The following is a 26,592-nucleotide window of genomic DNA, read 5'->3' as shown; positions in this document are numbered from 1 at the left end:
TGATGAGCCTCCTGCACACGTGCCCACTGTCAGACCACTGGGCCACCATGGGCGCATGACGACATACGACGGGCCCGCCACGGTCACTGCGGACGGCGCCGAGTACGAGGTGACCGCCAGGCTCACCAGCACCTCCAGGGAGTGGTACGGCTCCCTCGACGTAGCTGACGGGGCAGCGGCATGGGCCATCTTCGACGCCGATGACACCACGCTCCGTATCGGAGACCGCGAAGCCAGCTTCGTCGCCAAGGGCGGCGGCACCGATATGGACATCCAGGGCAGCGGCCGGCCCCCCTTCGGCGCCTGACCGGCCACACCAGCGACCACAGAGGCGGTGATGACACAGCGTGCTGTACGTCATCACCGGCCCGCCGGCCGCAGGCAAGAGCACATGGATCGAGGCGCACGCCACAGCGCGTGACATCGTCATCGACATGGACCGCATCGCCCGCGCCCTCACCGGCCCAGGCGCACCCCAGTGGAACCAGGACGCGCTGCACCAGCGCGTCGCTCAGCGTGCGCGCTACGCCGCCATGGACGAGGCCTTCAAGCTGGTCGACCAGCTCGACGTCTACCTGATCCACACCATGCCCGGCGCCCGGGCGCGGGCCCGCTACCAGCGACTCGGCGCCGACATCATCGTCGTCGACCCAGGCGAAGACGTCGTGCGTGAGCGCGTGGCCGCAATGCGATCAGACGAAATGAACCGCGTCGTCACACGCTGGTACCGGCAGCACCGCAAGGGCGAGTCACGCCCCGTGACCACCCAGACGACCCGGCAGTGGTGACCCACCGCTACTCACCGATCGTGACCCCCGAGGGTGTGCGGAGGGTGGTCAGGGGCCCGGTCGGAGGGTGAACGCGGGCGCGGGTCGGCTCGCTGGGGAGGGAGTGGGTCAAAACTTCAGCGGGAGACCGGGCGACCCCAAACGCCCTTGTCGCCCGTCTCTCTCCCCGTCAAGGTGGCTACTTTCTCGGCGAAGCGAACTCCAGCGAAATAGTGACGCTCTGTCACCACTCATCCCGTAACGCTGAGTTACTTATCTCTTGTCACGTTCCGTGATGTTCGTGTGGTTACGGGGGGTGATGTCCGGATGAGTGACGAGTCGAAGCGCCGCCCTCGCCGAGGCAAGGTCGCCACCGCGACCGCCGCCGAGATCGAAGCCCTCGGCGTCGACGCCGCCGCCTCCGCCCCCGCGGCCACCGCACTCCGACTCGCCACCTGGGTCGACTCCGCCACCGACGCCAAGGACGCCGCCGCCGCGGCCCGCGAGCTGCGCCAGGCCATGCAGGTCGTCCGCGCGCTCGCTCCCCCGAAGGACGCCGGCGACCGAATCGACCAGCTGGCCGCCCGCCGCAAGGCGCGGCTCTCCCCTCCGGCGCGTAAGGACTCTGGGTGATCGGCTGCCAGACCCCGCGGATCCTGTCGGTGCCGTGGCGCCGGCGCATCGACACGCTCCGCTGGGACGGCATCGAGGACCAGGTCGCGCTCGACTACCGCTCTCCCGCCGGGCAGGAGTGCGTCGAGCTGGCCGAGGACTCCGGCCTCGACCTCGACATCTGGCAGCAGCTCGCCCTGCACCACAGCCTCGCCGAGGACGACGAAGGCCGGTGGCTGTCGCTGGAGGTCGTCCTCAACGTCGCACGTCAGAACGGCAAGGGCGGATTCCTCGAGGCAAGACAGCTCGGCGGGGTGATCTTGTTCGGGGACGAGCTGGTCATCCACACGGCGCACCAGTTCAACACCGCGCAGGAATCGTTCCTGCGGCTGGACCGGATCATCGAGGGCTCATCCTCGCTGAGCCGCCGGGTCAAGCGCGTACGGCGCAGCCATGGCGAGGAGGGCTTCGAGTTCTTCAACGGCGCGAGGATCAGGTTCCTGGCGCGTGGTGGGGACAGCGGCCGTGGGTTCTCCGGTGACCTGGTCATCATGGACGAGGCGATGAAGCTGCGGGCGGCGCCGGTTGGTGCGCTGATGCCGGTGCTGTCGGCCCGCAGGAACCCGCAGTTGGTGTTCACGGGGTCGGCTGGTCTGGGGGCGGAGAGCGAGCAGCTGGCGCTGCTGCGGGCCCGTGCGATCGCCGAGGAGGGCGGGGCTGACCCGTCGTTGACGTACCTGGAGTACTCGATCGCGCCGCACGTGAAGGAGTGCCCGCGCGACCAGGAGCAGCGCGTCGTCTGCACCGTTCACGACGACCGTGACGATGAGTTGTCGTTCGCGCGGGCCAACCCGGCGTTGGGGATCCGTATCCGTTCGTCGTACGTGCGGCGGGAGATGCGCGGTATGCGTGAGGACCTGTTCGACCGTGAGCGGCTGGGTGTGGGTGACTACCCGGAGGTCAGCGACGAGACGTGGCAGGTCATCTCCAAGGAGGTCTGGGAGGCCCTCACGGACGGGCAGAGCCGTCCGCTGGATCCGGTGGCCTTCGCGATCGACACGAACCCGGAGCGGACGTGGACGGCGATCTCGGTGGCCGCCGAGTCGTCGAGCGGTGGCCGGCACGTGGAGGTGGTGGCGCATCGGCCCGGGACGGACTGGGTGGTCGACTGGGTCGGGGAGCGGGACGAGAAGTGGAAGCCGTGTGTGTGGGTCCTCGATGAGGGCGGGCCGGCCGGTTCGCTCGCGGCTCCAATCCGGAAGAAGCTCGCTGGAACGCACGAGGTGGGCAGCGGGCTGGGGCGGGATCACTTCCTGGTGGCGCCGAAGGTGCGCGAGCTCGCGCAGGCCTGCGGCGCCTTCTACGACCGGACGAAGGACGGCTCCCTCGCCCACCCTGGCCAGTCCCCCATGGCGACGGCTCTGGCCGGCGCGAAGAAGAGGGAGCTCGGCGACGCGTGGGCGTGGGCCCGGCGCAGTGAGGGTGTGGACGTGAGCCCGCTGGTGGCCGGGACGTATGCGCTGTGGGGCTGGGAGAAGTACCACGACGTGGAGCCGGAAGGGGCGCCGAACCTGTGGTGAACGACGACGGCCAGGCGGAAGACGCCATGGGCCGGCCGAAGGGCGTACGGCGGCTGGTGGTCCTGGAGGTGGTGTTCGTCCTGGTCCTCGTGGCGGGCGTGGCCCTGTGGAGTGTGCCGGGCGCGCTGGTGCTGGGCGGGGTGCTGGGTGTGCTGGCGTGCGAGCGTGCGCTGGCCGATAGGCGTGTCCCTGGGGAGGGGCGCGGTGGGGAAGCGGCGGGAGGTGAGCGGCAGTGACGTCTGGGTTGTTCGGCCTGTTCGATGGGCGGACGAGGAGGGGGCTGGAGAGCCCGGCGCAGCCGCTCACCTCCGCCGCGCTGACGGAGTTCCTGGGCGGGGTGCAGTCGGATGCCGGGGTGCAGGTGTCGGAGACGACCGCGCTGCGCACGCCAGCGGTGTGGCGGGCGGTGTCGCTGATCTCCGGGGTGTCCTCGGCGCTGCCGCTGCCGACGTACAAGGAGGGCACCCGGGAGAGGCAGCCGTTCGAGCTGCTGCGCAATCCGCATCCGGATCTCACGCCGGTGGAGCTGTGGCGGTTCGCGTACCTGTACCGGGTGCTGTGGGGCAACACCTACATCCAGAAGATCCGGGACGGGGCGAAGCAGGTCCGCGAGCTGTGGCCGGTCTCATCGGACCGGGTGCAGGTCGACCGGGAGAAGCCCAGCGACAGCAATCCGTCGGGCAAGTGGTTCTACGTCACGGACGACTGGGGCGTGACCCACGTCAAGACGCCGTACGACATCCTGCACATCCCCGGGCTGGGCTACGACGGCCTCACCGGCTGCTCGCCGGTGCGGCTGGCCGCGCAGGGCATCGGGCTGGCGCAGGCCGCCGAGAAGAGCGCGGCCCGGCTGTTCGGGTCCGGGAACATGGTCGGCGGCGTGCTGCAGACCGAGCAACGCCTGGACCAGGGGCAGGCGGAGCAGCTGAAGGCGCGCTGGAAAGCCAAGATGTCCGGCGTCCACAACAGCCACGAGATCGCCGTGCTCGACTCGGGCGCCAGCTTCAAGCCGGTGCAGATGCCGAACACCGACGCACAGTTCCTGGAGTCCCGGCAGTTCCAGGTCACCGACATCGCCCGGATGTTCGGGGTGCCGCCCTTCCTGCTCATGTCCACCGAGAAGTCGACATCGTGGGGGACAGGGCTGGAGCAGCAGGCACTCGGCTGGGTGACCTTCGACCTCGGCCCCACCTGGCTCACCCCGACCGAGCAGCGCATCACGAAGGAACTGCTGCCGCCGTCGCTGTACGCGAACTACCAGATGGCCGGCCTGCTGCGCGGCGACTCGGCTGCTCGGGCCACGTTCTTCCGGGCGATGCGCGACGTCGGCGCGTTCAGCGCCAACGACATCCGTGCGCTCGAGGAGCTGCCGCCGCTGGCGGAGCACGGCGATGTCTACCTGCAGCCGATGTACATGGCGCCGCTGGGGTCGAACCCGCTCGCCCCGGACGGCGAGCAGCCGGCGGCGGGCTCGAACCGGGCGCGGGCGGCCGCGCTGATGGCGGAGGCGCAGCGGCTCCTGCAGACACCCGACGATGCTGAGGAAGGCACCTGATGAGGACTCTGACGAGGACGACGACCGAGGAGCGCCGCCGTCTGCCGTTGTCCACGGCAGCAGTCGCGATCCGGGCCGCAGACGGCGACACAGGCGGTGAGCGGTTCAACGGCTACGCCGCGGTGTTCAACTCCCGCACCGCGATCGGCAACCCCCTGCGGTGGGGGTTCTACGAGGAGATCGCACCTGGGGCGTTCACGAAGACGCTGCAGGAGGGCGATGCGCGGATGCTCATCGACCACGACTCGTACTACGTCGTGTCGCGTGTGTCCGCCGGCACCCTGGCCCTGGCGGAGGACGCGCGCGGCCTGGCCGTCGACTCCGCCCTCGACGAGGGCCTGTCGTACGTGGCGGACCTGAAGGCGAACATCCGCAACGGCAACATCACCGGCATGTCCTTCGGGTTCTACGTCATCAAGGACGACTGGACCCTGGAGAAGGTGGACACCTCCGACGGGCAGAGCGCGGAGGTGGAGGTACGGCGGATCCTCGAGGCCCGCCTCATCGAGGTCTCGGCGGTGACGTTCCCGGCGTACGAGGAGACCGAGGCCGAGCTCGCCAGTGTCGCCTCGGCGCTCGTCAGCCGCGGCGACCAGGCCGCGATCGAGGAGCGCGCTAAGTGGCGGCCGGAGCTGCGGGACCTGCTGCAGCTGGTCGGCGAGGACAAGCCCAGCGAGCCGATCCCCGCCGCGCGTACGGCGCCGGCCGTCGAGGAGCGGGGCGCACTGGCCGTGCACTCCACCTCGACGTCGGACTCCGCGTGGGACGGTCCGGCGAACTCGAAGGATCTCCCCCAGGAGGAGGAGGCGCTACGGATGGCGCACGCCTGGGTGGACCCCGACGGCGACGCCGACGCGAAGGCCTCGTACCGATTCATCCACCACTTCGTAGGCGTGGACGGCGACGTCGGCGCCGCCTCCACCGTCGCGTGCACCACGGCGATCGGCGTCCTCAACGGCGCCCGCGGTGGAACCACGATCCCCGACGAGGACCGCGAAGCGGTCTACAAGCACCTGGCCCGGCACCTGAAGGACGCCGGGCTCAAGCCCCCCGAGTTGAAGGCAGTTGGCAGCGAGCCGGGTGAGTCCACTCGCGAGACCAGCACACCGGAGCCCGCCGCGGCCCCGGCCGCACCCGAGCCGGCAGAGACCACTCGGAGCGACCTCGACGCGCGCGTCCTCCGCATGAAGGGCCTGGCCGCCCGCTACGGGCTGCCCGTGGCCCGCTCGTAACCCGTACTCACCCGAAGACCCCACCCCCTGCTGGTGGGGTCCTCGCCATGCCCGGAATTGAGGGAGCATGCCCGCACAACTGCAGAGGCTCATCGATGAGCAGAACACCGTGTGGCAGCGGATGCAGGAGATCCAGTCCGCTGCCGAGGCGGAGAACCGGGACCTGACCGCCGAGGAGCGGCAGAACTGGGACGCGGCCGAGGCCCGGCTCACCGTGGTCTCCGGCGACATCGACCGCCTGAACCGCATGGCCCAGCTGTCCCAGATCGACCGCAGCCAGGTCGCCGTCACCACCGGGGAGCCCGAGGGCCGCCGCGGTGGCGACGCCGAGGAGGAGGCCAAGCGCTACTCGGAGGCGTTCAGCGCCTACCTGCGCCGCGGCATGAGCCGTCTCAGCCCCGAGCAGCAGAGGCTGATGACGGAGCACGAGGTCGACCTGCGCGCCATGGCCGCGGGCATCGACACCGACGGCGGGTTCCTCGTCCCCGACGAGTTCCGCAACATCATGACCGAGACGATGAAGGCCTTCGGCGGTCTGCTCAACCTGGCCGAGGTCATCACGACCTCCACGGGCGCCGACCTGAAGTGGCCGACCAACGACGACACCGCCAACGAGGGCGAGATCCTCGGCGAGAACGAAGAGGCCGGCGAGCAGGACCTCGACATCGGCGGCCGGACGCTGAAGGCGTACATCTTCTCCAGCAAGCAGGTGAAGTTGTCGCGGAGCCTGCTGCAGGACAGCGCCTTCAGCCTCGAGACGTGGGTGCCCAGGAAGCTCGGCGAGCGCATCGGGCGCCGTGCCGCCCGTGCGTGGACCCAGGGCACCGGCGTCGACCAGCCGCAGGGCCTGACCACCGGCGCGACCGTCGGCAAGCAGGGCGCCTCGGGGCAGACCACGTCGGTCATCTACGACGACCTGATCGACCTCGAGCACTCCGTCGACAGCGCGTACCGGCCGAACGCCAAGTACCTGATGCACGACTCGACGCTGAAGGTCGTCCGCAAGCTGAAGGACGGCGACAGCCGTCCGCTGTGGGTGCCGATCCCGGCCCCCGGCTTCCCGGCCACGATCAACGGCTTCTCGTACGAGCTCGACAACTCGATGCCGGAGCCGGGCGCCAGCAACAAGACCATCGCGTTCGGCGACTTCCAGGCCGGCTACGTCATCCGCCAGGTCCTGAGCGTGCAGACGCTGCGCCTGGACGAGCGGTACGCCGAGAAGCTGCAGGTCGCCTTCCTCGGGTTCGCCCGCCTGGACGGCATGATCCAGGACTCCGCCGCGATCCGCCTGTACCAGCACGCCGCCAGCTGACCGACCCCGCACGCACGGGCCCAGGACCTCGAGCGCCTGGGCCCGTCGGCATACCCGAAGGGAGCGCGTTGTGAAGGACGCGTACAACAGCCTGCTCGTGAAGAACTCCCTGACGCCGGCCGCGCGGACGGCGTCGGCGAACGGCACCTCGGTGGACCGGGCCTCGAGCGGCTCGCTCTTCCAGGACGCCATGGTCGTCATCCCGGTGGGCACCGTCACCGACGGCACCCACACCTTCGAGGTGCAGCACTCCGACGACAACTCCTCCTGGGCGGCCGTCGCCGACGCCTACCTGCAGGGCAGCGAACCCGCCGTCACCTCCAGCACGGACGAGACCGTGTACGAGATCGGCTACAAGGGCGCCAAGCGGTACCTGCGCGTCGCGGTCACCGTGGCCAGCGCCACGACGGGCGGCCTCTACAGCGCCCAGATCGTGCTGGCCAACCCGCGCGTGGCACCGGTGCGCTGATGGCACGGATCAAGGTGTTGGAGGCGATCGCCGGGCCCGACTTCTCCTGGTCCCCCGGCGACATCGTCAACGTGTCCGAGGAAGACGCGGCGTCCTGGGCTGACGGCCACCGTGCCGTGCTCCTCGACGACGGCCAGGAGCCGGGCGACGAGTCTGCCCCGTCGATGGTCCACCAGCAGCCGCTGGTGGTCGGCGAGGACGGTGAGGAGCTCGAGGTCATCGCGGCGACTGTCGAGGACATCGACCCGCCGGCCGGGCAGGACGACGGTCCGCGCTGGGTGCGGTGGTCGGTGACCGTACGACTCCCCGGCTCCGGGCGGCATCCCGACGGCGGCGAGGACCAGGCGGAGGCCGAGGTGGCGAAGAAGGAGCAGAACGACAAGGACTCGCCGCCCGCGGCGTTCGACCCCCGCGAGCACACCAACCGGCAGGTCCTCGCCTACCTCGACACCGTCGGATACGAGGAGGCGCTGCGCGTGCTGGATCTGGAGGCAACCGAGGGCGAGAACCGGGCCGGGATCGCCAAGCGCCGGGACGACGTCCTCAACGCCGCCCGGGCCCGGGACGCCGCGGCCAGCGGCGGCCCCGGCGGGGCGGAGAAGGCAGCCGACTCCTCCAGGGGCGGCGGCCGCGGCCAGACGCCCGAGACCCGTTCCTGGTAGGGGGTGAGAGGTGCCCGGCTTCGGCCTGCTCGTCGACGACTTCAACGACAACGTTCGGGACCCGGTGGTGTGGTCGCAGTCGTACGGCGACCCGGTCGAGGCCGGCGGCCGGGCACGGATCCCCTGCACCACCGGGTACGCGGCGTACCGGTCGGCCAGCAGCTACACCCTGGCCTGGTCGCAGGTGTCCGCGCGGGTCTATCCACCGTCGGCCGCCGGGGCATCGACCGCGGTGGTGTCGTTCCTGGTGCTGTCCGACGTCGGCGGCACCGACGCCGGGTTCCTGATCGACGCCGCGCAGAACGCGATGGGCCTGTACCTGCGCGTCGGCTACGCCGACGGCGGCGCGCTGTTCCCGTCGTACGACCCGGTGGCGCACGCGTTCCTCAGGCTGCGGGAGGACGGCGGCACCCTGCGCTGGGAGACCAGCCCGGACGGCACGGTCTGGACGGTGCGCCGTACGGCGGCCTCCCCGGCCTGGGTGAGCCAGAGCAACCTGTCGCTGCTGATCGAAGCCCACCGCGATGCGGGGGTGGGCGACTTCGCCGAGGCGGACCAGCTGAACGTGGGCCGCCCCGGCAGGGTCACCGCCGCCTCGCGTACGGGGGCCGGCCTGGTGGGCCTGGCCCGCAGCACATCCACCGTGAGGGGAGGCTGACATGCCGTTCGACCTCGGCGCGGTCGTGCCGCTGGGCACGACGGTCAGGGACTCCGCGGGGAACCTGGCGAACGCCGGCAGCATGGCGCTGTCCATCGGGCTGCCGGATGGCACCACCGTGTCGGTCAGCCCCGTCGTCCCGGTGTCGACCGGGACGTACACCTACGACTACCCGAGCGCGCAGGCCGGGCGGCACACCGTCCGGTGGCTGGCCACCGGCCTCAACGCCGGCGCCTACACCGACACCTTCGACGTCCGCGAGCAGAACCCGCCCTGGATCATCTCCCATGCTGACGCCAAGGCCCACCTCAACAAGACGGCCACGGCGGACGACGACGAGGTCCGCGCGATGAACGAGGCCGTCACCGCCACCGTGGAGTGGTACGTCGGAGCCGTCGTCGTCCGCACCGTCACCGAGGTCCACGCCTTCCAGGTGGCCAAGACGCTGGCCCTGCGCACCGTTCCGGCGATCTCCCTCACCAGCGTGTCGGCGGTCCTCACCGGCGGCACGTCGTACGAGGTCGCGGACCTCGACCTCGACACCTCGAGCGGCATCGTCCGCCGCACGGACGGCGGACAGCTGTACGGGCCGCTGCGCACCGTACATGTCGCCGGGCGCCGGATCATCCCGGCCGCCATCACCCTGGGAGCGCGGATCATCCTGCAGCACATGTGGCGGACCCAGCAGGGCCCGGGCCGCCCCCAGGTCGGCGTCGGTGACTTCGACGTCACCGAGCCGATCCCAGGCCTCGGCTACGCCGTGCCCAACCGGGCGCTGCAGATCCTCGCTCCGTACCAGCTGCCGCCGGGGGTGGCGTAGATGGCCACATCCTCCCTGCCCGCCGCGCTCACCCAGTTCCTCACGATCCTGCGCGCGGACGCCGGCCTTACCGGCGTCGAGGTCCTCGACGGCCCCCCGGTCAGCGACCAGTCCGCCAGCGAGTACGTGTCCATCGGCTGGCAGCCCGACAGCGAAGAATCCGCCAGCTTCGTCCAGAACTTCAACGGTGCCGGCGCCCGCACCCGCGACGAGGATCTCCTCATCGCCTGCTACCTGTTCACCTGGTCCGGCGACACCGACATCACCGTCGTACGGGCCCGCCTGTTCGAACTGCTCGCAGTCATCGAAAACGCGCTGCGCGCCACGAACGCGGCCCCAACCAAGCCCACGATCAACGGGGCCGTGCTGTGGGCGCACATCGTCCGTGGCCACCTCCAGCAGGCCCAGAGCAGCCAGGGCGCCCGGGCCGGCCTGGCCTTCACCATCGCGGCTCACGCCCGTATCTGACCCACCCCCATCTGAGGCCCGCCAGGTACGCGGGCCGTCCACCCGCGCCCATGCGCATGTGAGGAGTGAACGCCCATGGCGAAGGTCCGCTTCATCGGCCCCGAGCCGGTGACCGTGCCGGAGCTCGGCCCCGAGCGGGTCGTGCAGCCGGACGAGATCGTCACGGTCCCTGACGACCGCTACGACGGCTACGTCTGCCAGCCCGCGGCCTGGGAGGAGATCGAACCCCCGGCGGACGAGGACAAGGACGAGGCGCTGCCGCTCGGCGGCCTCGGCGCGGGCGAGGCCGTGGTGAAGAAGGCCACGGTGAAGAAGACGACGGCGGCGGCCAAGGCCGAGCCGCAGAAGGAGGACTGACGTGGCGATCGGATCCGGTCTCGGCGCTCAGCTCGGCATCGCCGCCGAGAGCTCGTACGGCACCTACGTGGCGCCCACCCGCTTCATCGAGTTCACCAAGGAGGGCCTGGCCCTCAAGAAGACGACCGCGCTGTCCTCCGGCATTGCGGCCGGCCGGCTTCTGGGGCTGTCGGCCCGGCGGGTCCTCACCCGCCGGGAGGTCTCGGGCAGCATCGACTTCGAGGTCACCAACAAGGGCATGGGCCTGCTGCACCAGGGGCTGATGGGGACGAGTGTCACCCCGGTACAGCAGGGTGCGACTACCGCGTACCTGCAGACCCACACCCTCGCCTCCGTCGCGGGCAAGAGCCTGTCGATCCAGAAGGGGGTGCCCCTCACCAGCGGCACTGTCACCGACAAGTCGTTCGTGGGCTGCAAGATCATCAGTGGTGAGTTCTCGTGCGGTGTAGGCGAGATGCTCACCTGCAGCATGGAGTTCGACGGCAAGAACTGCGACGAGAGCCAGACCCTGGCGACCGCGTCGTACCCGTCGATGACCCCGTTCCACTTCGGGCAGATGGCGGTGAAGACCGGCAGCTTCGGCGCGGAGGCGGCCCTCGACGGCATCCGCAAGGTGAGCTGCAAGATCGAGCGGCCGCAGGACACCGAACGCTTCTACGCCGGACAGTCGGGCCTCAAGAAAGAGCCGATCGAGAACGAGTTGGTCAAGATCTCCGGGACGCTGGAGTCGGACTACACCGCGACCACGCTCGACGACCTGCACACCAGCGACGGCGCGACCTCCCTCGTGTGGGAGTTCGTCGGCCCGGAGATCGCCACCCCCTACAACGAGGTCTGGCGGCTGACCCTGCCGGCCATCCGCCTGGACGAGGGCCCGCCGGTCGTCGACGGCTTCGGTGTGGTCAAGCCCAGCTTCAACTTCGTCAGCCTCTTCGACGGCACCAACCTGCCCAAGATCGAACTGATCTCGACGGACACCACCCTGTGAGGTGACCGGCCCATGGTCCAGAACGTCCGGATCACCGGCACGGGCCAGCTGCTGGAGCTGTCACGGCGACTCCGCGCGGCTGGCCACGAGAACATCCGCAGCAGCTTCCAGCGCCGCATCCGCCATGCAGCCGAGCCCCTGCGGAGCGACCTGCAGGACACGATCCGAGGCCTGCAGATCCGGTCCCAGGGGCGCAAGGCCGGCAACCGCGGCGGCCGGTCACCGACCACCCGCCCGCTGCGCGCGCTGATCGCGGAGGCCGTCCGCCTCAGCGTCCGTACGACCGGCAACCCCGGCGCCCGTGTCTACCTCGACAAGGGGCGTCTTCCCTCCGACATCCCCATCGGCGTGGTCAACCGCCTCCATGAGGGCCGCCTGCGGCACCCGGTCTTCGGGAACCGGCGCCGGTGGGCCCAGCAGACCACGACCCCGCTGTGGTGGGACAAGACCGTCCGCGCCCACCAGGACCACATCACGCGCGAGGTAGCCCGCGTCACCGACGACGTGCGCCGCCGCATCGAGTAGGAGCACCACGTTGATCATCATCTACACCCCCGACGGCGGCGAGCCGGAGCACTACGACGCCCGCGACCTCCTCGTGTCGGAGGCATCGATCGTGCAGCGCACCATCGACATGAAGTGGGGCGAGATCCAGAAGGGCCTGGAGGCCGAGGACCTCGACTCCATGCGCGGCATCGTGTGGGTCCTGAAGAAGCGCTCCCAGCCGGACCTGCGCTTCAAGGAGTTCGATCCCCGAGTCGGTGAGATGGTCACCCGGATGTCGCGGCGCGAGGTCACCGACTACGTCGAGGACGCGTTCGCCATGGTCGGCGCCGACACGGAGCTGACCCGGGAGCGGGTGGCGGAGATCCTCGCCGAACTTCCCGACTCCGCGGCCGCCGACCCCGAGCACGCGCGTGAGCTGATCGCGCGGCTGGCCCAGGCCCCAAAAGACCAGCCGGACACAGCGGCCCCCGAGGGGCCGGGCGAGGCCGACGAATCGTCGAGCCCGACCCCGACATCGAGCGGGCCCGCGACGCCTACCTCCCCCTCTTCGGCCACCTCGTCCACATCCCGCCGAAAGAGGTCGACGGCCTGACCGTCATCGACTTCTACAACATCGCCGCCTGGATCGACCTGCACCTCCAGGCCCAGCAGTCGGAAAGCGGTGAGTAGCCGTGCCCTCGATGACGTTCCTGCTGACCGGTCGCGATGAACTCTCCGATGTCTTCGACGACATCGGGGACGCGGCCCGGCGACTCGGCCGCCGTATGACGATCATGTCGATCGAGGGCGACCGGGCCGTCCGCCGGTTCTCGCGCAACGCCTCCCGCGACCTCGCCGCTCTGCGCCGTGACACCGACGCCGGCGGCAAAGCAATGGACCAGCTGAAGAAGGCGACGCTGCTGCTGTCGCCGGCCGCGATCCCCGCGGCCGCGTCGCTGGCCCCGATCGCGGCCGGGGCGGGCACGGTCGCTGTCGCCCTCGGAGTGATGGGCGCGGCCCTGATCTCGCAGGTCTCCCAGATCACGGACGCGGCCGAGGCGCACAAGAGCTACCGCGACGCGGTCGCCAAGTCGGGCGCCACCTCGAAGGAAGCGGTCACCGCGCACGCGGAGTACGTGCGCCTGGTAGCGGCCATGCCGGCGCCGACACGGCGTGCGGCGGCCGCGGTGTCGGTGCTGAAGGACGAGACCCGCGAGTGGTCCAACAGCCTCGCGGGCGACACGATGGCGCCGTTCGTGAAGGGCGTCGCCCTCACCAACGCGTTGCTCCCCAAGACCCGGGACCTGGTCAAGGGAACGGCCGGCGAGACCGACCGGTTCGTGACGATGCTCGGCGGCGCCATGGCGTCGCCGGGCTTCGACGCTCTCAACGCGAAGTTCACCACCTTCTCCAACCGGACGTTGAGGGACCTCAACTCCGAACTCGCCGGCCTGCTGCGCACCTCGCAGTCCGGCGAAGTCGGCGAGAACGCGAAGGAGTTCATGGCGTGGGCGCGGGCCCAGGGCCCGACGGTGGCGAGCGTCCTGAACAACATCGGCACGACCCTGATCCATGTCCTCGACGCGGGCGCCGACGTCGGTGTCGGACTGCTGGACCTCATCGACGTCCTGACCGGGCTCGTGTCGGCGGTGCCCCCATCGGCGATCGCCATCTTCCTTCAGCTGGCGGTAGCGCTGAAGCTGACGAAAGCGGCCGCGCTCGGCCTGGTCGCCGCACGTACCGCGCTCGCCGGGTTCGGCGCGGGCCTGGTCGCGATGAACACGGCGGCCGCCGCCGCGCCCGGCCGCCTGGCTGCGGTCCGGGCTGCCGTCCTCGCGCTCAGCCGCACCACGAAGATCGCGATGGCCGGTACCGGTATCGGCCTGGCGATCCTCGCCATCTCCGAACTGGCCGAGCGCAGTGGGAGCGCGCCTCCGGACATCGACCGGCTCACCTCCTCGCTGCGTGAGCTGGGGTCCACCGGCAAGGTGACGGGCGAGGCGTCGAGGATGTTCGGCAGCGACCTTGGTGCGCTGTACGGCCACGTGAAGGCGCTCACCGATCCGGGCACCGCCGACAAGGTCCAGCAGTTCCTGGTCAGCTGGACGGGCTGGGACTCGACGCCCGTCAAGGAAGCCAAAGAGGAACTCGACGCCGTCGACAAGTCCCTGGCCGGCATGGTGCGGGACGGCAACGCCGACCTGGCGGCGGCCGCGCTGAAGCGGCTGACCAAGAAGTACGGCGAGGGCGGCCGGGACACCACCAAGTTCACCAAGCACCTCAACGACTACAAGACCGCCCTGAAGGACGCGAAGTTCGAGCAGGAACTCGCTGCCGCAAGCCAGGGCCTGTTCGGCGAGCAGGCGCAGAAGACCCAGGCCGCGCTGGCCGCGCAGAAGGCCAGCGCGGACGGACTGCGGCAGAGCCTCCAGGCCCTCAACGATGTCCAGCGTGCCGGGCTCGGCGGCATGATCGGGTTCGAGGCGGCGATCGACAACGCGGCGAAGGCCGCGAAGGAGAACGCCAACTCGCTGGACATGTCCGGCGGCAAGCTCAACCTGAACTCGGAGAAGGCCCGCACCGCGGCGACCGCACTCCAGGACCTCGCCTCCAAGACCGATGAAGCGGCGAGCAGCGCGCGCGAGTCGGGTTCCAGCTGGGAGACGGTCAACGGCATCTACAGCCGCGGCCGCTCCGAACTCATCAAGAGCGCCCGGGCCATGGGCCTCAACAAGGCCGAGGCCGCGCTTCTCGCCGACCAGATCCTGAAGATCCCGTCCAAGAAGACGCGGGTCACGATGGACAAGGAGGACGCGCAGAAGGGCCTGGAGGCGTTCAACGCTGCGGTGAAGCGGACGCCGGGCGCCAAGTCAGTGACGCTGCGGACGCTGTCCAAGGGCGCCGAGCAGATCCTGGAGTCGTTCGGCTACAAGGTGAAGCGCCTGCCCAACGGCAAGGTGTCCGTGTCCGCCGCGACCGGCGGGGCGCTGAGCGGGATCCGGAACGTGGCGGGGGCGCTGTCCTCCCTCGACGGCCGGACCGCCAACACGTACGTGAACACCTTCTACTCCTACAAGGGGAAGAAGATCGCCGGGGTCTCGGCGGGCCGCATGGCGACCGGTGGTCTCGTCGGCCGCGACGGCATCCCCGGATACCCGGGCGGCGGACTGATCGAGGGCATCGGCACGCCGACGTCCGACTCGAACCTGATCTGGGCGTCCCGCGACGAGTACATGGTCAAGGCGTCCTCGGTCCGCAAGTACGGGCTGAAGTTCATGGACGCCCTCAACGCCGGCACCCTCCCCCTCGGGGGAGGCGCTGGCGGCGCCGGGTCCGCTGTCGCCTCCGGTCTGGCCGGCGGCATGGGCGCGGGGACGCCGATGGTGCGGGCGTCCGCCCGCCTGCTGGCGGCGGCGGTCATCGCCGGGATGCGCGAGGAACTCCAGATCGCCTCGCCGTCGAAGAAGGCCAAGGCGCTGATGGCCGACCTCGGCAAGGGCCTGATCGTCGGCATGACCGGCAGCAAGGACAAGATCAAGTCCACCGCGAAGGACCTGGCCAAGGACATCTGGGCCGCGTTCGACGGGTCCAAGGACAACCGCCTGGTGGCCATGGTCAACCGGCAGACGAAGCGGCTGCTGAGCCTCGCCGGACAGCGCGACAAGATCGCCGCAGCGCTGAAGGCCGGCCGGGAGTTCGCCGAGTCGTCCCGGGTCAAGGCCAAGCAGGACGCCTCACTCGGCGGGATGTTCGGCGGCGAGGAGGAGGTATCCGCCGGCGGCATCAAGGGCACGCTCACCTCCCGCCTGGAGAAGATGCGGCAGTTCTCCCGGTACATCTCCGAGCTGGCCAAGCGCGGCCTCAACCGGACGATGCTGCGCGAGATTCTGGAAATGGGCCCCGAGCAGGGCTACGCCTACGCGTCCGCCCTCGCCGGTGCGGACAAAGCGACGTTCAACCAGATCAACAGCACCCAGTACAGGATCAACGACGAGGCGAAGAAGCTCGGCCGCCGGGGCGCCGACGCCCTGTACGACTCCGGCAAGAACGCAGGGAAGGGTTTCCTCGCCGGGCTGGCGTCGCAGCAGAAGGGCATCGAGGCCCTTATGGTGAAGATCGCCAAGGGCATGCAGAAAGCGCTCCGCGCCGCGCTCGGCATCCGCTCGCCCGCCACGAAGCTCGTGCCCGACGGCATCAACACCACCCGCGGTGTCGCCGTCGGTGTCCTAGCCGGACTGCCGTTCATCGACAGCGCCATGAACGCGGTGGCCGGACGGATGGTGGGGCGGGCCAGGCCGGGCTTCGCCGCGGTGGCCGGCCGCCCCGCCGTGATCGCTGCTGGCGGCGGGCAGCGCGTGCACGTGCAGGTCGACGTGCACGGGGCGGTCGATCCGATCGCGACCGCCCGCGCGATCCGGCGAATGCTGCTGGAACTGAAGCGCGCGCACGGGGTGAGCATCGACTTGGGAGTGGGGTGAGCGCATGCCGCTGCTGGTGGAGATGGGATGGGGCGGCCTGGTGCAGGCGCCCGAGACCATCGCGTGGACCGACATCACCACCCGCGTCGACGTGGTCCAGGGCGTCAGCATCACCCGCGGCGCCAGCGACGAGCTGAGCGACACCCAGCCCGGCACCGCCACCCTCGTCCTGGACAACTACGACGGGGCTCTCACCCCGGGCAACGCCGCTTCGCCGTACTCTCCGAACGTGCGCAAGCTCGCCCCGATCCGGATCAGCGTGGCGGTCATGCCCACGCTGTCCGGCTCGGCCCCGTACCCGATGGCCATGCTCGGCGACGACTTCGACGACGGGCGCGTGGACTCCACGCTGTGGGTGACCAACACGGGCGGGGCCGGGGCGGAGACCGGCGAGGGCCGCCTCCGAATCACGGTCGCGCCGGGCGTGGACACGAACTTCACGTCGGCCCGGCAGTGGACGCTGGCGGGCAGCAAGCTCACCGCGAAGCTGGCCGCCGTGCCAGCGCTCAACGGGTCGAGTAACTGCGCGGCCTCGATGTGGGTCACGAGCACGACGTCCGGTACCCGGATCGGCTGGCGGTACGACGCCTCGACCGGTGTCCTGTCCGCGCAGTCGCAGACCGGGTTCGCCGACGGCGCCGCTGTGAACCTGACGTACAGCGCGATCGACCACGCGTGGCTGCGGGTGCGGGAGTCCGGCGGCACAGTGACGTGGGAGACCTCGTCGGACGGGTTCATCTGGACGTCCCGCCGCACCCTGGCCACCCCGGCCTGGGTGACGTCGCAGACCCACGCGGTGGACTTCCCGACGACCCGCACCGGCGGGACCGCCGGGTACATCGAATGGGACCTGGTCGGTGCCGAAGTCCGGCCCCGCTTCTGGGGCGTCGTCAACGACTGGCCGGTGCGGTGGAAGGGCCTGACGTCGAAGGTCCTCATCAGCTGCACCGACCTGTTCAAGCGGCTCGGCACCGCGCCCGCCCTGCGGTCGATGCTCGCCGAGGAGATCCTCCACCAGGACGTCGCCGGCATCACCGACGTCGTCTCCGCGTACTACCCGCTGAGCGAGGACTCCGGCTCCTCCTCGGCGGGCGACATCTCCGGTAGCGGGTGCGGCTCGCTCGCCCTCACCCAGCTCGGATCCGGCGGCCTGCTGGAGTTCGGCGGGGACGGCGTGCCCGAGACCGGGGAGACGGCGCCCACGTTCACTCCGTCCTCTGCGTCCGTCGGCAAGTACCTGACCGCCGACCTGGGCACCGTCTTCGAGTCCAACTCCAACGCGTACACCTCGCAGACCATCGAGTGCTGGTTCCGGACCACGACGGCGAGCCGGGCCCTGTTCGGCCTGTATGAGACGAACCTGGATCACCAGATCGTCGTAGCCATCAACGCGTCCGGCCAGCTGACGGTGGAGGTCACGGACACCGGCGGCGCCCTCGTCGTGAACACCGCCCCGGGCGTTACTGTCACCGATGGTGAATGGCACCATGTCGCGCACGTCATCGGCCTCAACGACCGGTTCTACATCGACGGCGCACCCAGCACCTTCACACTGGCCGTGCCAGACATGTCCGGGCTGCGGCACCTGCACGTGGGCGGCTACCGCGGCGGCCGGCTGTTCGCCGGGGAGATCGCCCACCTGGCCATCACGCACTCGACCGCATCGGTCATCGACGACATCGCACCCCTGCACTGGGAGGCCGGGACCGCAGGGTTCGCGGGTGAGGACGCCGACGCCCGGATCGAGAGGCTGGCCCGATACGGCGGCGTGAACTCGGTGACGGTGTGGGGCAGCGCCTTCGACGCGATCGCCTCCCAAGGTCCGGCCGGATCCAACGCGTTGACGAGGATGCGGGAGGTGGAGGCGACCGAGTCGGCGAGGCTGTTCGCCGAGCGCGACTGGTACGGGCTGGCGTTCCAGTCCCGCGACGTGCGCTACAACCCCTCGCCCAGCTCCGAGGTGTTCACGATCGACTACGCCGACCTCGACACCGACGAGGTGGAGGCGTCCGACGATGACCAGAAGATGATCAACATCGTCGAAGCCAGCAGGCCAGGCGGGGCGACCCAGCGCGTCACCTCGCCCTCCTCCGTCACCACCTTCGGTGAGAAGCCCAAACCGCTGTCGATCCTCAAGACCAGCGACGACAGCGTCCTCGACGCGGCCAACTGGCTGGTGTCCCGCTATGCCGACCCGCCGGTGGAGATCCGCGAGGTGCCGATCGAGGCGCACACGATGTCCACCTACCTGGACATCCTCGACGCCGACATCAGCTCGTACTTCTCCGTGACCAACCTGCCGTCGCAGGCGCCTGCCTCGTCGATGCGGGTGACCGTCGAGGGCTACACCGAGGTCATCAAGCACAACAGCCACCGCATCGAGTTCCACACCAGCAAGGCGTCGACGGACAGCATCTGGGTGCTGGACGACGCGGTGTACTCCGTCCTCGGGTCGACGACCCGCCTCGCCTACTAGGAGGTCACGTGGCGCTCAGCATCCCCGTGGTCCGGGCGGAAGCCTTCTACCTCCCGTCGCACCCGCAGCGCCCGGACGCCTGGGCGCTGGTCGCCCCGGCCGAGCGCGTCTTCCGCTGGTACGAGGACCGCGTGCAGCGCCGGGTGCGGCCGCCCGACGGAATCGTGCTCGGGCAGCGCGCGTTCGCCCGGATCAACCACGGCCGGTGGGTGGCCGACTGCCCTTGCGGCTCGGCGCAGGTGGTGACCCCGGCCGACCCTCGGATCGCGTGCACGGAGTGCGGTCTCGGCTGGATCCGGCTGGTGTTCCCCGAGGACGTCGACGCCGTCGAGGCTTCGGTCACCGACGAGTTGCCGCACCTGCGGAACTGGTGGCACCCCGACGACCCCGAGCCGTGGGGGCACCCGCCGTCCGACGCCGTTGACCCGCTGGGCGAGGAGGTACCGAAGTGACGTTTGCCCCGAGGACCTGGGTGGTGGGCGAGGTCGTCACCGCGGCCCTGCTCAACCAAGAGGTGAGGGACCAGTTCAACACGTTCTTCGGCGCGTGGACCGACTACTCGGGGACGTTCGTGTGGGGCGCCGAGGTCGGCACACAGCCGGCCATCGGCAACGGCACGATCGTCGCGAGGTACATGAAGATCGGCCGCACGACCGACTACCTGCACCGCATCACCATCGGCAGCACCACCACCTACGGCGACGGCGGCGGCACCCTCTCCGCGGCGAACTACTACTTCTCACTCCCGGCGGCGCCGTCCTCAACGTGGAACGGGCACCGCTCTCAGGCGGTCATCTGGCGCGACGACTCGGCATCCCTCAACCAGATCGGCTACGGCGTGATCAGCACGGCCAACCACGCCAACGGATCGCTTCGGCAGATCAGCACACCAGGCACCGCATCGGCCCCGTTCTGGGATTCGGTCGCACCGTTCGCATCCCTCGCGGCGAACGACGTCTTCTACCACCAGGGCCGCTACGAAGCGGCCGCCTAAGGAGCGCAGTGGACTACCCCTACATCGAGGTGCAAGCCAGGAACACGGACGGCTCCCGCGCGACCGTCATCTTCCAGCTGGCGGGCGGCGACCTGCCCATCTCCGACGCCGACATCGTCGCCGCCCTGAGCGAGCGCCTGTCGGCGGTGCCCGGCGTCACCGGCGTCACGGCCACCCGCCACCACGTGGAGCAGACCGCCCTCTGACCGCACCACCCCGTCCGCGCCCCGAGCCACCAGGCCGGGGCCTTCGTCATTCCTGGAGGTCTGTGTGGGCGTCCGTGTCGTCTCCCTGAAGGTCGAGGTCGCGCAGTCGATCCCCGCCGACGGGCAGTACCACCTGCTCCGCTTCCCCTTCGACAGCGAGTCCTACGACCCGTGGGGCATGCACAGCCCGTTGCAGCCCGACGCCTACAGGATGTCGCCGTCGAGCTGGGCAACGCAGCCCCGCTCGGGTCTTGTGTGGCCGTGCTGGCCGGACGGCGTCCGCAGCTGGGGCACGGTGCACGGCCTCGTGTACTGGGAGGCCGGCGGTTACAGCGAGGTCCGCTCCCGCATCGTCCGCGACCCGCTGGGCATCGCCAGCGGCTACGACTCCACGTGCACCGAGGACCACGTCGCCACCCCGGGCCAGCAGTTCAGGACCAAGACGTGGGGCCTGTTCGTCGACCCGCAGACCCCGCTCGGCCTCATGGTCAAGCACAACGCCAGCGACGCGGTCGACGTGACCCTCGCCGAGTTGAAGCTCGTCATCCAGCCGGTCGAGGAACCACCCGCGTAAGGGCCCGACCAGCCGGACATCCTTTGCCCCGCGCCCTCGGCCGGGGACTTCGTCATGTCAGGAGAAAGCTCATGTCCCATCCATCCTCGATGGAGCTCGCCCAGTACGCGTACGCGGCGTACGGCGCCGCCACGCACTACCGCACCCACGACGGCCGGCAGATGCCGGAGTGGGAGGAGCTCGGCGACCGGATTCAGCAGGCGTGGGTCGCGGCGGCCGCCGCCGTCGCCCAGGTCGTCATCGAGCAGCCCGCCGAGTCCGCGGTTCGCAGCGAGCAGCCGACGCCGCAGCGGCCGAGCATCGGGCGGATCGTCCACTACACGCTGACCGAGCAGGACGCGGCGCAGATCAACCGGCTCCGCCAGGAGTACCAGAGCAGCGCCCGGCTCACGGGAACTGGCTTCGTGGGGCACGTCGGCAACCACGCCCAGGAGGGCGATGTGTACCCAGCGATGATCGTGCGGATCTTCGACCCAAGGTCGACGACGGCCAACCTGAAGGTGCTCCTCGACGGCAACGACGAGTTCTGGGCCACCTCGCGGCAGCTGGGTGACGGGCCGTCGTTCTGGGCATGGCCGGGGCGTGTGTGATGGCGCGCACGGGACCGCAGAAAATCCCCGGCGCCTCCCTGTCGTACTTCTACGGCGGCGGGGTGTTCTCCGGCTCCGACATGGAGGTCAACTGCGGCGTCGCGCACACCACCGAGGGCCGCACCGTACCCAGTTACGCTGACGCCTCCGGCCGCCGCGGCGCCATGGCTCCGACTGTGACCGGGCTGCCGGACTGCGCGGCGAAGCGGATCCGCTGGTATCAGCACTACGACGTCGACGAGTCCGCCCGCGCCCTCGCGAACAAGCTCGGCGGCGTGTCTACGAACACAGCGAACGTCTTCCAGATCGAGCTGGTCGGCACCTGCGACCCGAAGGCCCGCGACGCCTGGGTGCGTGCCGGCTTCCGGCAGAACGTCGACTTCATCTTCTGGCCTGAGGCCCCGGAGTGGGCGCTGGCGGAGGTGGCGTGGCTGGTGCGCTGGCTGCACGACGAGCACGGCATACCGCTCACGTGCGTGAAGGACTGGCTGGCGTACGGGGCCGACGCCCGGCGTCCTGGTGTCGTCCCCGCGTCGTACGGCGCGAGTCCGGCCCGCATGAGCCAAGACCAGTGGCGGGCCTTCAAGGGCTGGTGCGGTCACCAGCACGTACCCGAGAACGACCACGGCGACCCCGGGGCGATGGATTTCGCGCGCGTCATCGCGCTGGCCAAGGGCGCCGCCGCTGAGGAGGACGACATGCCGACCACCGACGAGATCGTGAAGGCCATCGCCACCAAGGACGGCCACTTCGGCGTCCCGGCCCGCTGGCGCGAGGCCAACCCGGCCAACGACAAGTGGAAGCTCGAGTCGGTCCTCGCCTACATCGGCGACCGGGTCATCGACGTCAGCGAGCAGGTCAAGGTGCTCGTCGCCCAGGGCGCGGCACGCGACGCCGTGCTGGCAAAGCTCATCGAAGGCGGCGGCCTGGACGCCGCAGAGATCCAGGCCGCGGCCGAGGCGGGCGCGCAGGCCGCCCTCGACAAGCTCGGCACCGCCCTGCAGGAGAAGGAGTAACTGCCCATGTTCACTCGCGCGTTCTGGAAGGCCACAGCCGAGCGGATGATCCGCACCTTCGCCCAGGCCGTCGTCGCGCTGCTCGGCGGGGACGGTCTCGGCCTGGTCGACATCGACTGGGACCAGGCGTTCTCGATCGGCGGCCTGGCCGCGGTCGCCGCACTGCTCACCGCGATCGTCACCAGCGGCGGCACGGAGGGACCAGGGGTCACCGAGACCGTGGCCCGCCCGAGCAACACGCACCGCCTCCCGTAAGGAGCCACCTTGGACGCCACCACCATCGGCAGCCTGCTCGTGGGCGTGGGCGCGGTCGTCGGCGGTCTGGTGGCGTACCTGGGGAAGCGCTCGGAGAACGCGTTGACCGGCTACAGCTCGCTGACGGACAACCTGCAGGAGGAGCGTGACCGGCTCGACGCGAAGGTGTCGGAGCTGAACGCGAAGCTCGCCGAGCAGTCATCTCTTCGCGCCGCGGACCAGGCCGAGATCACCCGGCTGCGCGCCCTCGTCATATCTCTCGGAGGCCAACCGTGACCCGCACCGAGCAGGCACTCGCCCGGCGGTGGCGTCCGATCGCTCTGCTGTTCTGGATGATCGCCCTGTCCGGAGCAGTGGTCATCATCTGGGCCCGGGTGGACGCCGAGGCGGCCCGCGCCAACGAGGCGGCCGCCGAGGCGAACCTACGCGGCAAAGCCGTGTCGACGCTGGCATCCGATGTGCGGGCGTTGCGGACGCAGGTGGAGTCCGAGGGTGGCAAGCCGGTGGCGCCTGATCCGTCGGAGGCGGTGAAGGATCTCGACGACCGCGCCCGGGTGCCGGTGCCCATCCCGGGCCCGGCGGGGCCGGCCGGTGAGAAGGGCGAGCCCGGGCAGCCGGGGGCGTCCGGGAGGCCCGGGCAGGACGGAGCGGACGGGGAGACGGGCGCGAAGGGCGAACCTGGCGGTGAGGGTCCGGCCGGCCCTGCAGGCCCTGCCGGACCAGCCGGTCCTGCGGGACCCGCCGGGCCGCCTGGTCCTCGAGGCGAGACCGGCCCTACCGGACCGGAGGGACCGGCCGGCGAGCAGGGTGAGCGTGGCCCCGCTGGGCCCTCGTGCCCGGAGGGGTACAGCCTGCAAGCCCCGGCGTGGGATGAGGACGCGCTGGTATGCCGTAAGGACGGTGCACCGGACGGCAGCGGCACCGAGCCGGGCTCGCCACTCGCGGCGGGCCTCGAGCCCCGACGACGGTACGCGTGAGCAACAGTGGCCCTCGCTCTCCTCCGGGAGAGCGAGGGCCACTGCGGTTTTTAGTGCGCTCCTCGAAGGAGGTGCGCCTTGTCAATTGACATCGAGGCTCGTGGTATCACCCAGCAGGGGGCGCATTTGAGAATCAGCGCACGCCCCCCAAATGCATCTCTCACCACCCGAGAGAGCTCCGTCACAGAGGCAGCATGCGCGAGAGGTGTCAACGGCACAGAGTGCCAATGGCCTGAATATCGGACACCGCGTCAGAAGCGGTTCGGTGGCTTGGAATCCAAGGCGACATAGCTGTTCCTGGGCACCCAGTGCCGATCGGCTATGACTCATGTTGTCGGCACCCTGTCGTAACCTGACTGGCGGAGCGCCTTCGAATCGAAGGCCAACGATTTATGCCCTCCGCAGGGGTGGAGTCCCTGCGAGGGCAGTGGATCAAGGAGTGATGCCTTGGATCGCCACAACGATAGCCACTGTTACTCATGGGTCAATACCAGTGAGTGGCCTTTCTTCTCGGAACCAGCCTGGTGACGGCGGCTCCCGCCCGGCGGCGTTTCGGTTCAGGCGAGCGTGCCGCCCTTTATCTGGCTGCTGATGGCCGCTGTCAACGATGCGGTGCCGTACTTCAGCCGGGCTGGCACAGCGACCACATCACGCCCTACTCGGCCGGGGGACCGACCGACGTCATCAATGGGCAGGCACTCTGCCCGTCGTGTAACCAGAGGAAAGGAACGCAGCAACCGATGCAGCTCCGTCAGTGGCAGCGCCGTGCCGTCGATGCCTTCTACGCCGCCAACAGCGACAACTTCCTTGTGTCGGCGACACCGGGCGCGGGCAAGACCAAGTTCTCCCTCTACCTCGCCCAGGAGCTCATGGCACAAGGCGCAGTGGAGCGCGTTGTCGTCGTCGCGCCGTCCGACAACCTGCGTGTTCAGTGGGCGGACGAGGCAGCGGCCGCGGGCCTGAAGCTCTTCCCCGTGCCTCCCGGCGATACCGACGGCTACAGCAAGGCCGGCTATGTCGGTTGTGTGGTCACCTACCAGCAACTGTTGGGCACCGGGGGGAGCCTGCTGCGGCACGCGCTCAGACGGCCCACCTTCGTCATCCTCGATGAGGTTCACCACGCGGGCGACAACAAGTCCTGGGGAGAAGCACTGCGGCAGGCCGTCGAGCCTGCTGTCCACCGGCTCTGCCTGACTGGCACGCCGTGGCGGCGCGACGCAACCTCTCCAATCCCCTTCGTGCGGTATGACGAGAACGGGACCGTGCTCGTCGACTACGCCTACGAGTACGGGACAGCGGTTGCCGATGGAGTCTGCCGGAGGATCGAGTTCCATGCGTACGACGGTGAAGCCCGCTGGACCGACCCTTCCCGAATGCGCCGGAGCGCAGGCGAGGAGAACGGCAAGTCAGGCATCAGCACCGAGGTGACAGCGAAGCTGGGCGCCAACATGGCGGAGGAGGATGTGTCGGCCGCCCTCGACACCGTCTACGAGCCCAAGTACGCCTGGATGCCTTCCATCCTCGCCCAAGCCGACGAGATGCTCAGCGAAGTACGCGAGGATGTGCCAGACGCTGCAGGCCTGGTCGTCGCCGAGCGGCAGTGGCTCGCCAAGGGTTACGCAGATCTGCTCGAGCAGATCACTGGGACCCGGCCACCTGTCGTCGTGTCCGACCCCCGGAACGACCCGGGCAGCCGCATCGCTAAGGCTCAGATCGACAACTTCCGCAAGGGAAGCAGCCGGTGGATCATCGCTGTGAAGATGATCTCTGAAGGGGTGGACATCCCTCGGCTGGCCGTCGGTGTCTATGCATCCAAGACTCAGACGCCGCTCTTCTACCGGCAGGTCGTCGGCCGGTTCGTCCGCACACGCCCCGACGAGGAGATCAACGCGCGCCTCCTCATTCCGGCAGTCCCGGAACTGATGCGGCACGCCCGGGAGATCGAAGAAGAGTTGCGCCATCAGCTGGAGATCGCGGCAGAGGAAGCAGAGAAGGCCGACCGAGAGAACGACGGGGCGTCCGGCCAAGGCATGCTCGACTTCCGCACCCCGCTGTCCGCGTCGGAATCCGTCTTCGACCGCGCCATCCTCAGCGGCGACGAAGTCTCGGCCGAGGAACTGGCAGCGGCTCAGGAACGTGCCCGCCAGTTGGGCATCCCCAAGATGTATGCGGCCAACCTCGTCCCCTTGCTCCGCGCCCAAGCTGCTCAGGGCGACGTCGTCACGGCCAGCGCTGAACAAGCACCAGCCCGCCGGACCGAAATTCCGCACTACCGCCGCGAGAAGCTCCTGAGGCAGGAAGTCGAGACCCTCGCCAGGAAGGCCTCGTACCGTCTTGGCCGCCCGCCGAAAGAGATCAATATCGAGCTCCTGCGCGCGGGTCACCCCAAGCGTTCCAAAGCGACCGTTGAGGAACTCGAGGCGATGCGCCGCACCCTCATTGGCTGGTTGGGCCAGTGACCACCGGGCTTCGCGCCAACGCCGCCCTCGTCGACGCACTTGGTTCAGCGCTCCGCGAGGGCGAGCACGGTCTGAAGACGGGACCCGCGTTGCTCGTACGCGTTCTCAGTGAAGAGTCATGGCGCTCATTCATCACTCAGCGAGGCGACCGCGTCCAGCATCAGCGCTTCGAGGAGTTCGTCACCGCACCACCATTGAAAGGGTTGGGTGCGTCGATGGACCTTGTCCGCAAGCTGATCGCGGACAACCCAGGCGCACTGGATCTCCTTGATCGCGCCGTCCAACAGCCACTCGGAATCAACCAGCACAAAGAGGGTTTGGATAATATACAAACCCTCGGTGCGCCATCGGGAACGTCCAAAGAGGCTGGTCTGCGCCGCCTGCGAAAGGACCGTCCGGACCTCCACGCCAAGGTGCTGGCTGGCCATCTCACTACACACGCCGCGATGGTGGCAGCGGGCTTCCGGAAGAGAACGGTCAGCGTCCCCGTCACCACGCCGGAGGACGCAGCTAGGGTGCTGCGCCGTAATCTCGAGCCAGAGGAGATCCAGGAGCTCGCCAGGCTCCTGACCGAAGAGTGACCGTCCAGCGACCCCGGTGA

29 protein-coding genes and 1 pseudogene are annotated in these 26,592 nt (G+C 69.6%); all 30 read left to right on the top strand.

What is annotated here, in order from left to right:
• Window positions 1-55 precede the first annotated feature (55 nt).
• The 30 genes and pseudogenes from M8J73_RS12025 (at window position 56) to M8J73_RS11885 (ending at window position 26,572) form a co-directional block, all read left to right on the top strand.
• Complete coding sequence (locus M8J73_RS12025; RefSeq protein ID WP_055538289.1) at window positions 56-307, top strand: DUF4873 domain-containing protein; 252 nt, start codon at window positions 56-58, stop codon at window positions 305-307.
• Window positions 308-347: 40 nt separating this feature from the next.
• Complete coding sequence (locus M8J73_RS12020; RefSeq protein ID WP_055538290.1) at window positions 348-788, top strand: AAA family ATPase; 441 nt, start codon at window positions 348-350, stop codon at window positions 786-788.
• Window positions 789-1,094: 306 nt separating this feature from the next.
• Entirely contained in the window at window positions 1,095-1,400 is a 306-nt protein-coding gene (locus tag M8J73_RS12015) for a hypothetical protein (RefSeq protein WP_055538291.1), read from the top strand.
• Window positions 1,397-2,959: a terminase large subunit domain-containing protein gene (locus tag M8J73_RS12010; protein WP_055538292.1), complete on the top strand. Its 1,563-nt coding sequence runs from the start codon at window positions 1,397-1,399 to the stop codon at window positions 2,957-2,959. The genes M8J73_RS12015 and M8J73_RS12010 overlap by 4 nt, the downstream gene beginning before the upstream one ends.
• Window positions 2,953-3,195 carry a hypothetical protein gene (locus M8J73_RS12005; protein ID WP_055538293.1) on the top strand — a complete coding sequence of 81 codons (243 nt, stop codon included), beginning with the start codon at window positions 2,953-2,955 and terminating at the stop codon, window positions 3,193-3,195. Before M8J73_RS12010 ends, M8J73_RS12005 begins: the two co-directional genes overlap by 7 nt.
• Entirely contained in the window at window positions 3,192-4,514 is a 1,323-nt protein-coding gene (locus M8J73_RS12000) for a phage portal protein (protein ID WP_055538294.1), read from the top strand. The genes M8J73_RS12005 and M8J73_RS12000 overlap by 4 nt, the downstream gene beginning before the upstream one ends.
• Entirely contained in the window at window positions 4,514-5,746 is a 1,233-nt protein-coding gene (locus M8J73_RS11995) for an HK97 family phage prohead protease (RefSeq protein ID WP_079054776.1), read from the top strand. Before M8J73_RS12000 ends, M8J73_RS11995 begins: the two co-directional genes overlap by 1 nt.
• A gap of 67 nt (window positions 5,747-5,813) precedes the next feature.
• Window positions 5,814-7,058: a phage major capsid protein gene (locus M8J73_RS11990; protein ID WP_055538295.1), complete on the top strand. Its 1,245-nt coding sequence runs from the start codon at window positions 5,814-5,816 to the stop codon at window positions 7,056-7,058.
• A 70-nt stretch (window positions 7,059-7,128) separates the two neighbouring features.
• Window positions 7,129-7,527 carry a hypothetical protein gene (locus M8J73_RS11985; RefSeq protein WP_055538296.1) on the top strand — a complete coding sequence of 133 codons (399 nt, stop codon included), beginning with the start codon at window positions 7,129-7,131 and terminating at the stop codon, window positions 7,525-7,527.
• A complete protein-coding gene (locus M8J73_RS11980; RefSeq protein WP_055538297.1) occupies window positions 7,527-8,189 on the top strand; it encodes a hypothetical protein in 663 nt (220 codons plus the stop codon). The genes M8J73_RS11985 and M8J73_RS11980 overlap by 1 nt, the downstream gene beginning before the upstream one ends.
• Before the next feature lie 10 nt (window positions 8,190-8,199).
• On the top strand, window positions 8,200-8,847 hold the full coding sequence (locus tag M8J73_RS11975; protein ID WP_055538298.1) for a hypothetical protein: 648 nt from the start codon (window positions 8,200-8,202) through the stop codon (window positions 8,845-8,847).
• Window position 8,848: 1 nt separating this feature from the next.
• Window positions 8,849-9,667, top strand: a complete 819-nt coding sequence (locus M8J73_RS11970; protein WP_055538299.1) for a hypothetical protein — start codon at window positions 8,849-8,851, stop codon at window positions 9,665-9,667.
• Window positions 9,668-10,135: a hypothetical protein gene (locus tag M8J73_RS11965; RefSeq protein WP_055538300.1), complete on the top strand. Its 468-nt coding sequence runs from the start codon at window positions 9,668-9,670 to the stop codon at window positions 10,133-10,135.
• A 75-nt stretch (window positions 10,136-10,210) separates the two neighbouring features.
• Window positions 10,211-10,492, top strand: coding sequence for a hypothetical protein (locus M8J73_RS11960; protein ID WP_055538301.1), 282 nt, complete (start codon window positions 10,211-10,213; stop codon window positions 10,490-10,492).
• 1 nt (window position 10,493) lies between these two features.
• Window positions 10,494-11,480 (top strand): phage tail tube protein, encoded by a 987-nt coding sequence (locus M8J73_RS11955; RefSeq protein ID WP_055538302.1) that lies wholly within the window; start codon window positions 10,494-10,496, stop codon window positions 11,478-11,480.
• A 12-nt stretch (window positions 11,481-11,492) separates the two neighbouring features.
• Window positions 11,493-12,005, top strand: a complete 513-nt coding sequence (locus M8J73_RS11950; RefSeq protein WP_055538303.1) for a hypothetical protein — start codon at window positions 11,493-11,495, stop codon at window positions 12,003-12,005.
• A gap of 10 nt (window positions 12,006-12,015) precedes the next feature.
• Complete coding sequence (locus M8J73_RS11945) at window positions 12,016-12,579, top strand: hypothetical protein (protein WP_055538304.1); 564 nt, start codon at window positions 12,016-12,018, stop codon at window positions 12,577-12,579.
• Window positions 12,580-12,667: 88 nt separating this feature from the next.
• On the top strand, window positions 12,668-16,444 hold the full coding sequence (locus M8J73_RS11940) for a hypothetical protein (RefSeq protein WP_055538316.1): 3,777 nt from the start codon (window positions 12,668-12,670) through the stop codon (window positions 16,442-16,444).
• A gap of 4 nt (window positions 16,445-16,448) precedes the next feature.
• Window positions 16,449-18,920, top strand: coding sequence for a LamG-like jellyroll fold domain-containing protein (locus M8J73_RS11935; RefSeq protein ID WP_055538305.1), 2,472 nt, complete (start codon window positions 16,449-16,451; stop codon window positions 18,918-18,920).
• Window positions 18,921-18,928: 8 nt separating this feature from the next.
• On the top strand, window positions 18,929-19,372 hold the full coding sequence (locus tag M8J73_RS11930) for a hypothetical protein (protein WP_055538306.1): 444 nt from the start codon (window positions 18,929-18,931) through the stop codon (window positions 19,370-19,372).
• Window positions 19,369-19,914, top strand: coding sequence for a hypothetical protein (locus M8J73_RS11925; RefSeq protein WP_157873116.1), 546 nt, complete (start codon window positions 19,369-19,371; stop codon window positions 19,912-19,914). Before M8J73_RS11930 ends, M8J73_RS11925 begins: the two co-directional genes overlap by 4 nt.
• 8 nt (window positions 19,915-19,922) lie before the next feature.
• Complete coding sequence (locus M8J73_RS11920; protein WP_055538308.1) at window positions 19,923-20,120, top strand: hypothetical protein; 198 nt, start codon at window positions 19,923-19,925, stop codon at window positions 20,118-20,120.
• Window positions 20,121-20,184: 64 nt separating this feature from the next.
• On the top strand, window positions 20,185-20,694 hold the full coding sequence (locus M8J73_RS11915) for a hypothetical protein (protein WP_055538309.1): 510 nt from the start codon (window positions 20,185-20,187) through the stop codon (window positions 20,692-20,694).
• Between the two features lie 71 nt (window positions 20,695-20,765).
• Window positions 20,766-21,284 (top strand): hypothetical protein, encoded by a 519-nt coding sequence (locus M8J73_RS11910; RefSeq protein WP_240501189.1) that lies wholly within the window; start codon window positions 20,766-20,768, stop codon window positions 21,282-21,284.
• A complete protein-coding gene (locus tag M8J73_RS11905) occupies window positions 21,284-22,300 on the top strand; it encodes a hypothetical protein (RefSeq protein WP_206187817.1) in 1,017 nt (338 codons plus the stop codon). Before M8J73_RS11910 ends, M8J73_RS11905 begins: the two co-directional genes overlap by 1 nt.
• Before the next feature lie 6 nt (window positions 22,301-22,306).
• On the top strand, window positions 22,307-22,555 hold the full coding sequence (locus tag M8J73_RS11900) for a holin (protein ID WP_079054777.1): 249 nt from the start codon (window positions 22,307-22,309) through the stop codon (window positions 22,553-22,555).
• Window positions 22,556-22,564: 9 nt separating this feature from the next.
• Complete coding sequence (locus M8J73_RS11895) at window positions 22,565-22,831, top strand: hypothetical protein (protein ID WP_055538312.1); 267 nt, start codon at window positions 22,565-22,567, stop codon at window positions 22,829-22,831.
• A 1,198-nt stretch (window positions 22,832-24,029) separates the two neighbouring features.
• Window positions 24,030-24,272, top strand: a pseudogene (locus M8J73_RS45885) (HNH endonuclease); the annotation flags it as partial.
• Complete coding sequence (locus M8J73_RS11890) at window positions 24,273-25,991, top strand: DEAD/DEAH box helicase (RefSeq protein ID WP_055538314.1); 1,719 nt, start codon at window positions 24,273-24,275, stop codon at window positions 25,989-25,991.
• On the top strand, window positions 25,988-26,572 hold the full coding sequence (locus M8J73_RS11885; protein WP_157873117.1) for a hypothetical protein: 585 nt from the start codon (window positions 25,988-25,990) through the stop codon (window positions 26,570-26,572). Before M8J73_RS11890 ends, M8J73_RS11885 begins: the two co-directional genes overlap by 4 nt.
• Window positions 26,573-26,592: the final 20 nt, after the last annotated feature.

This window comes from Streptomyces neyagawaensis, from assembly GCF_023516595.1.
Taxonomy (GTDB): Bacteria; Actinomycetota; Actinomycetes; order Streptomycetales; family Streptomycetaceae; genus Streptomyces; species Streptomyces neyagawaensis.
Note: the sequence above shows the minus strand (reverse complement) of the source record. Positions and strands in the feature narration are given on the sequence as shown.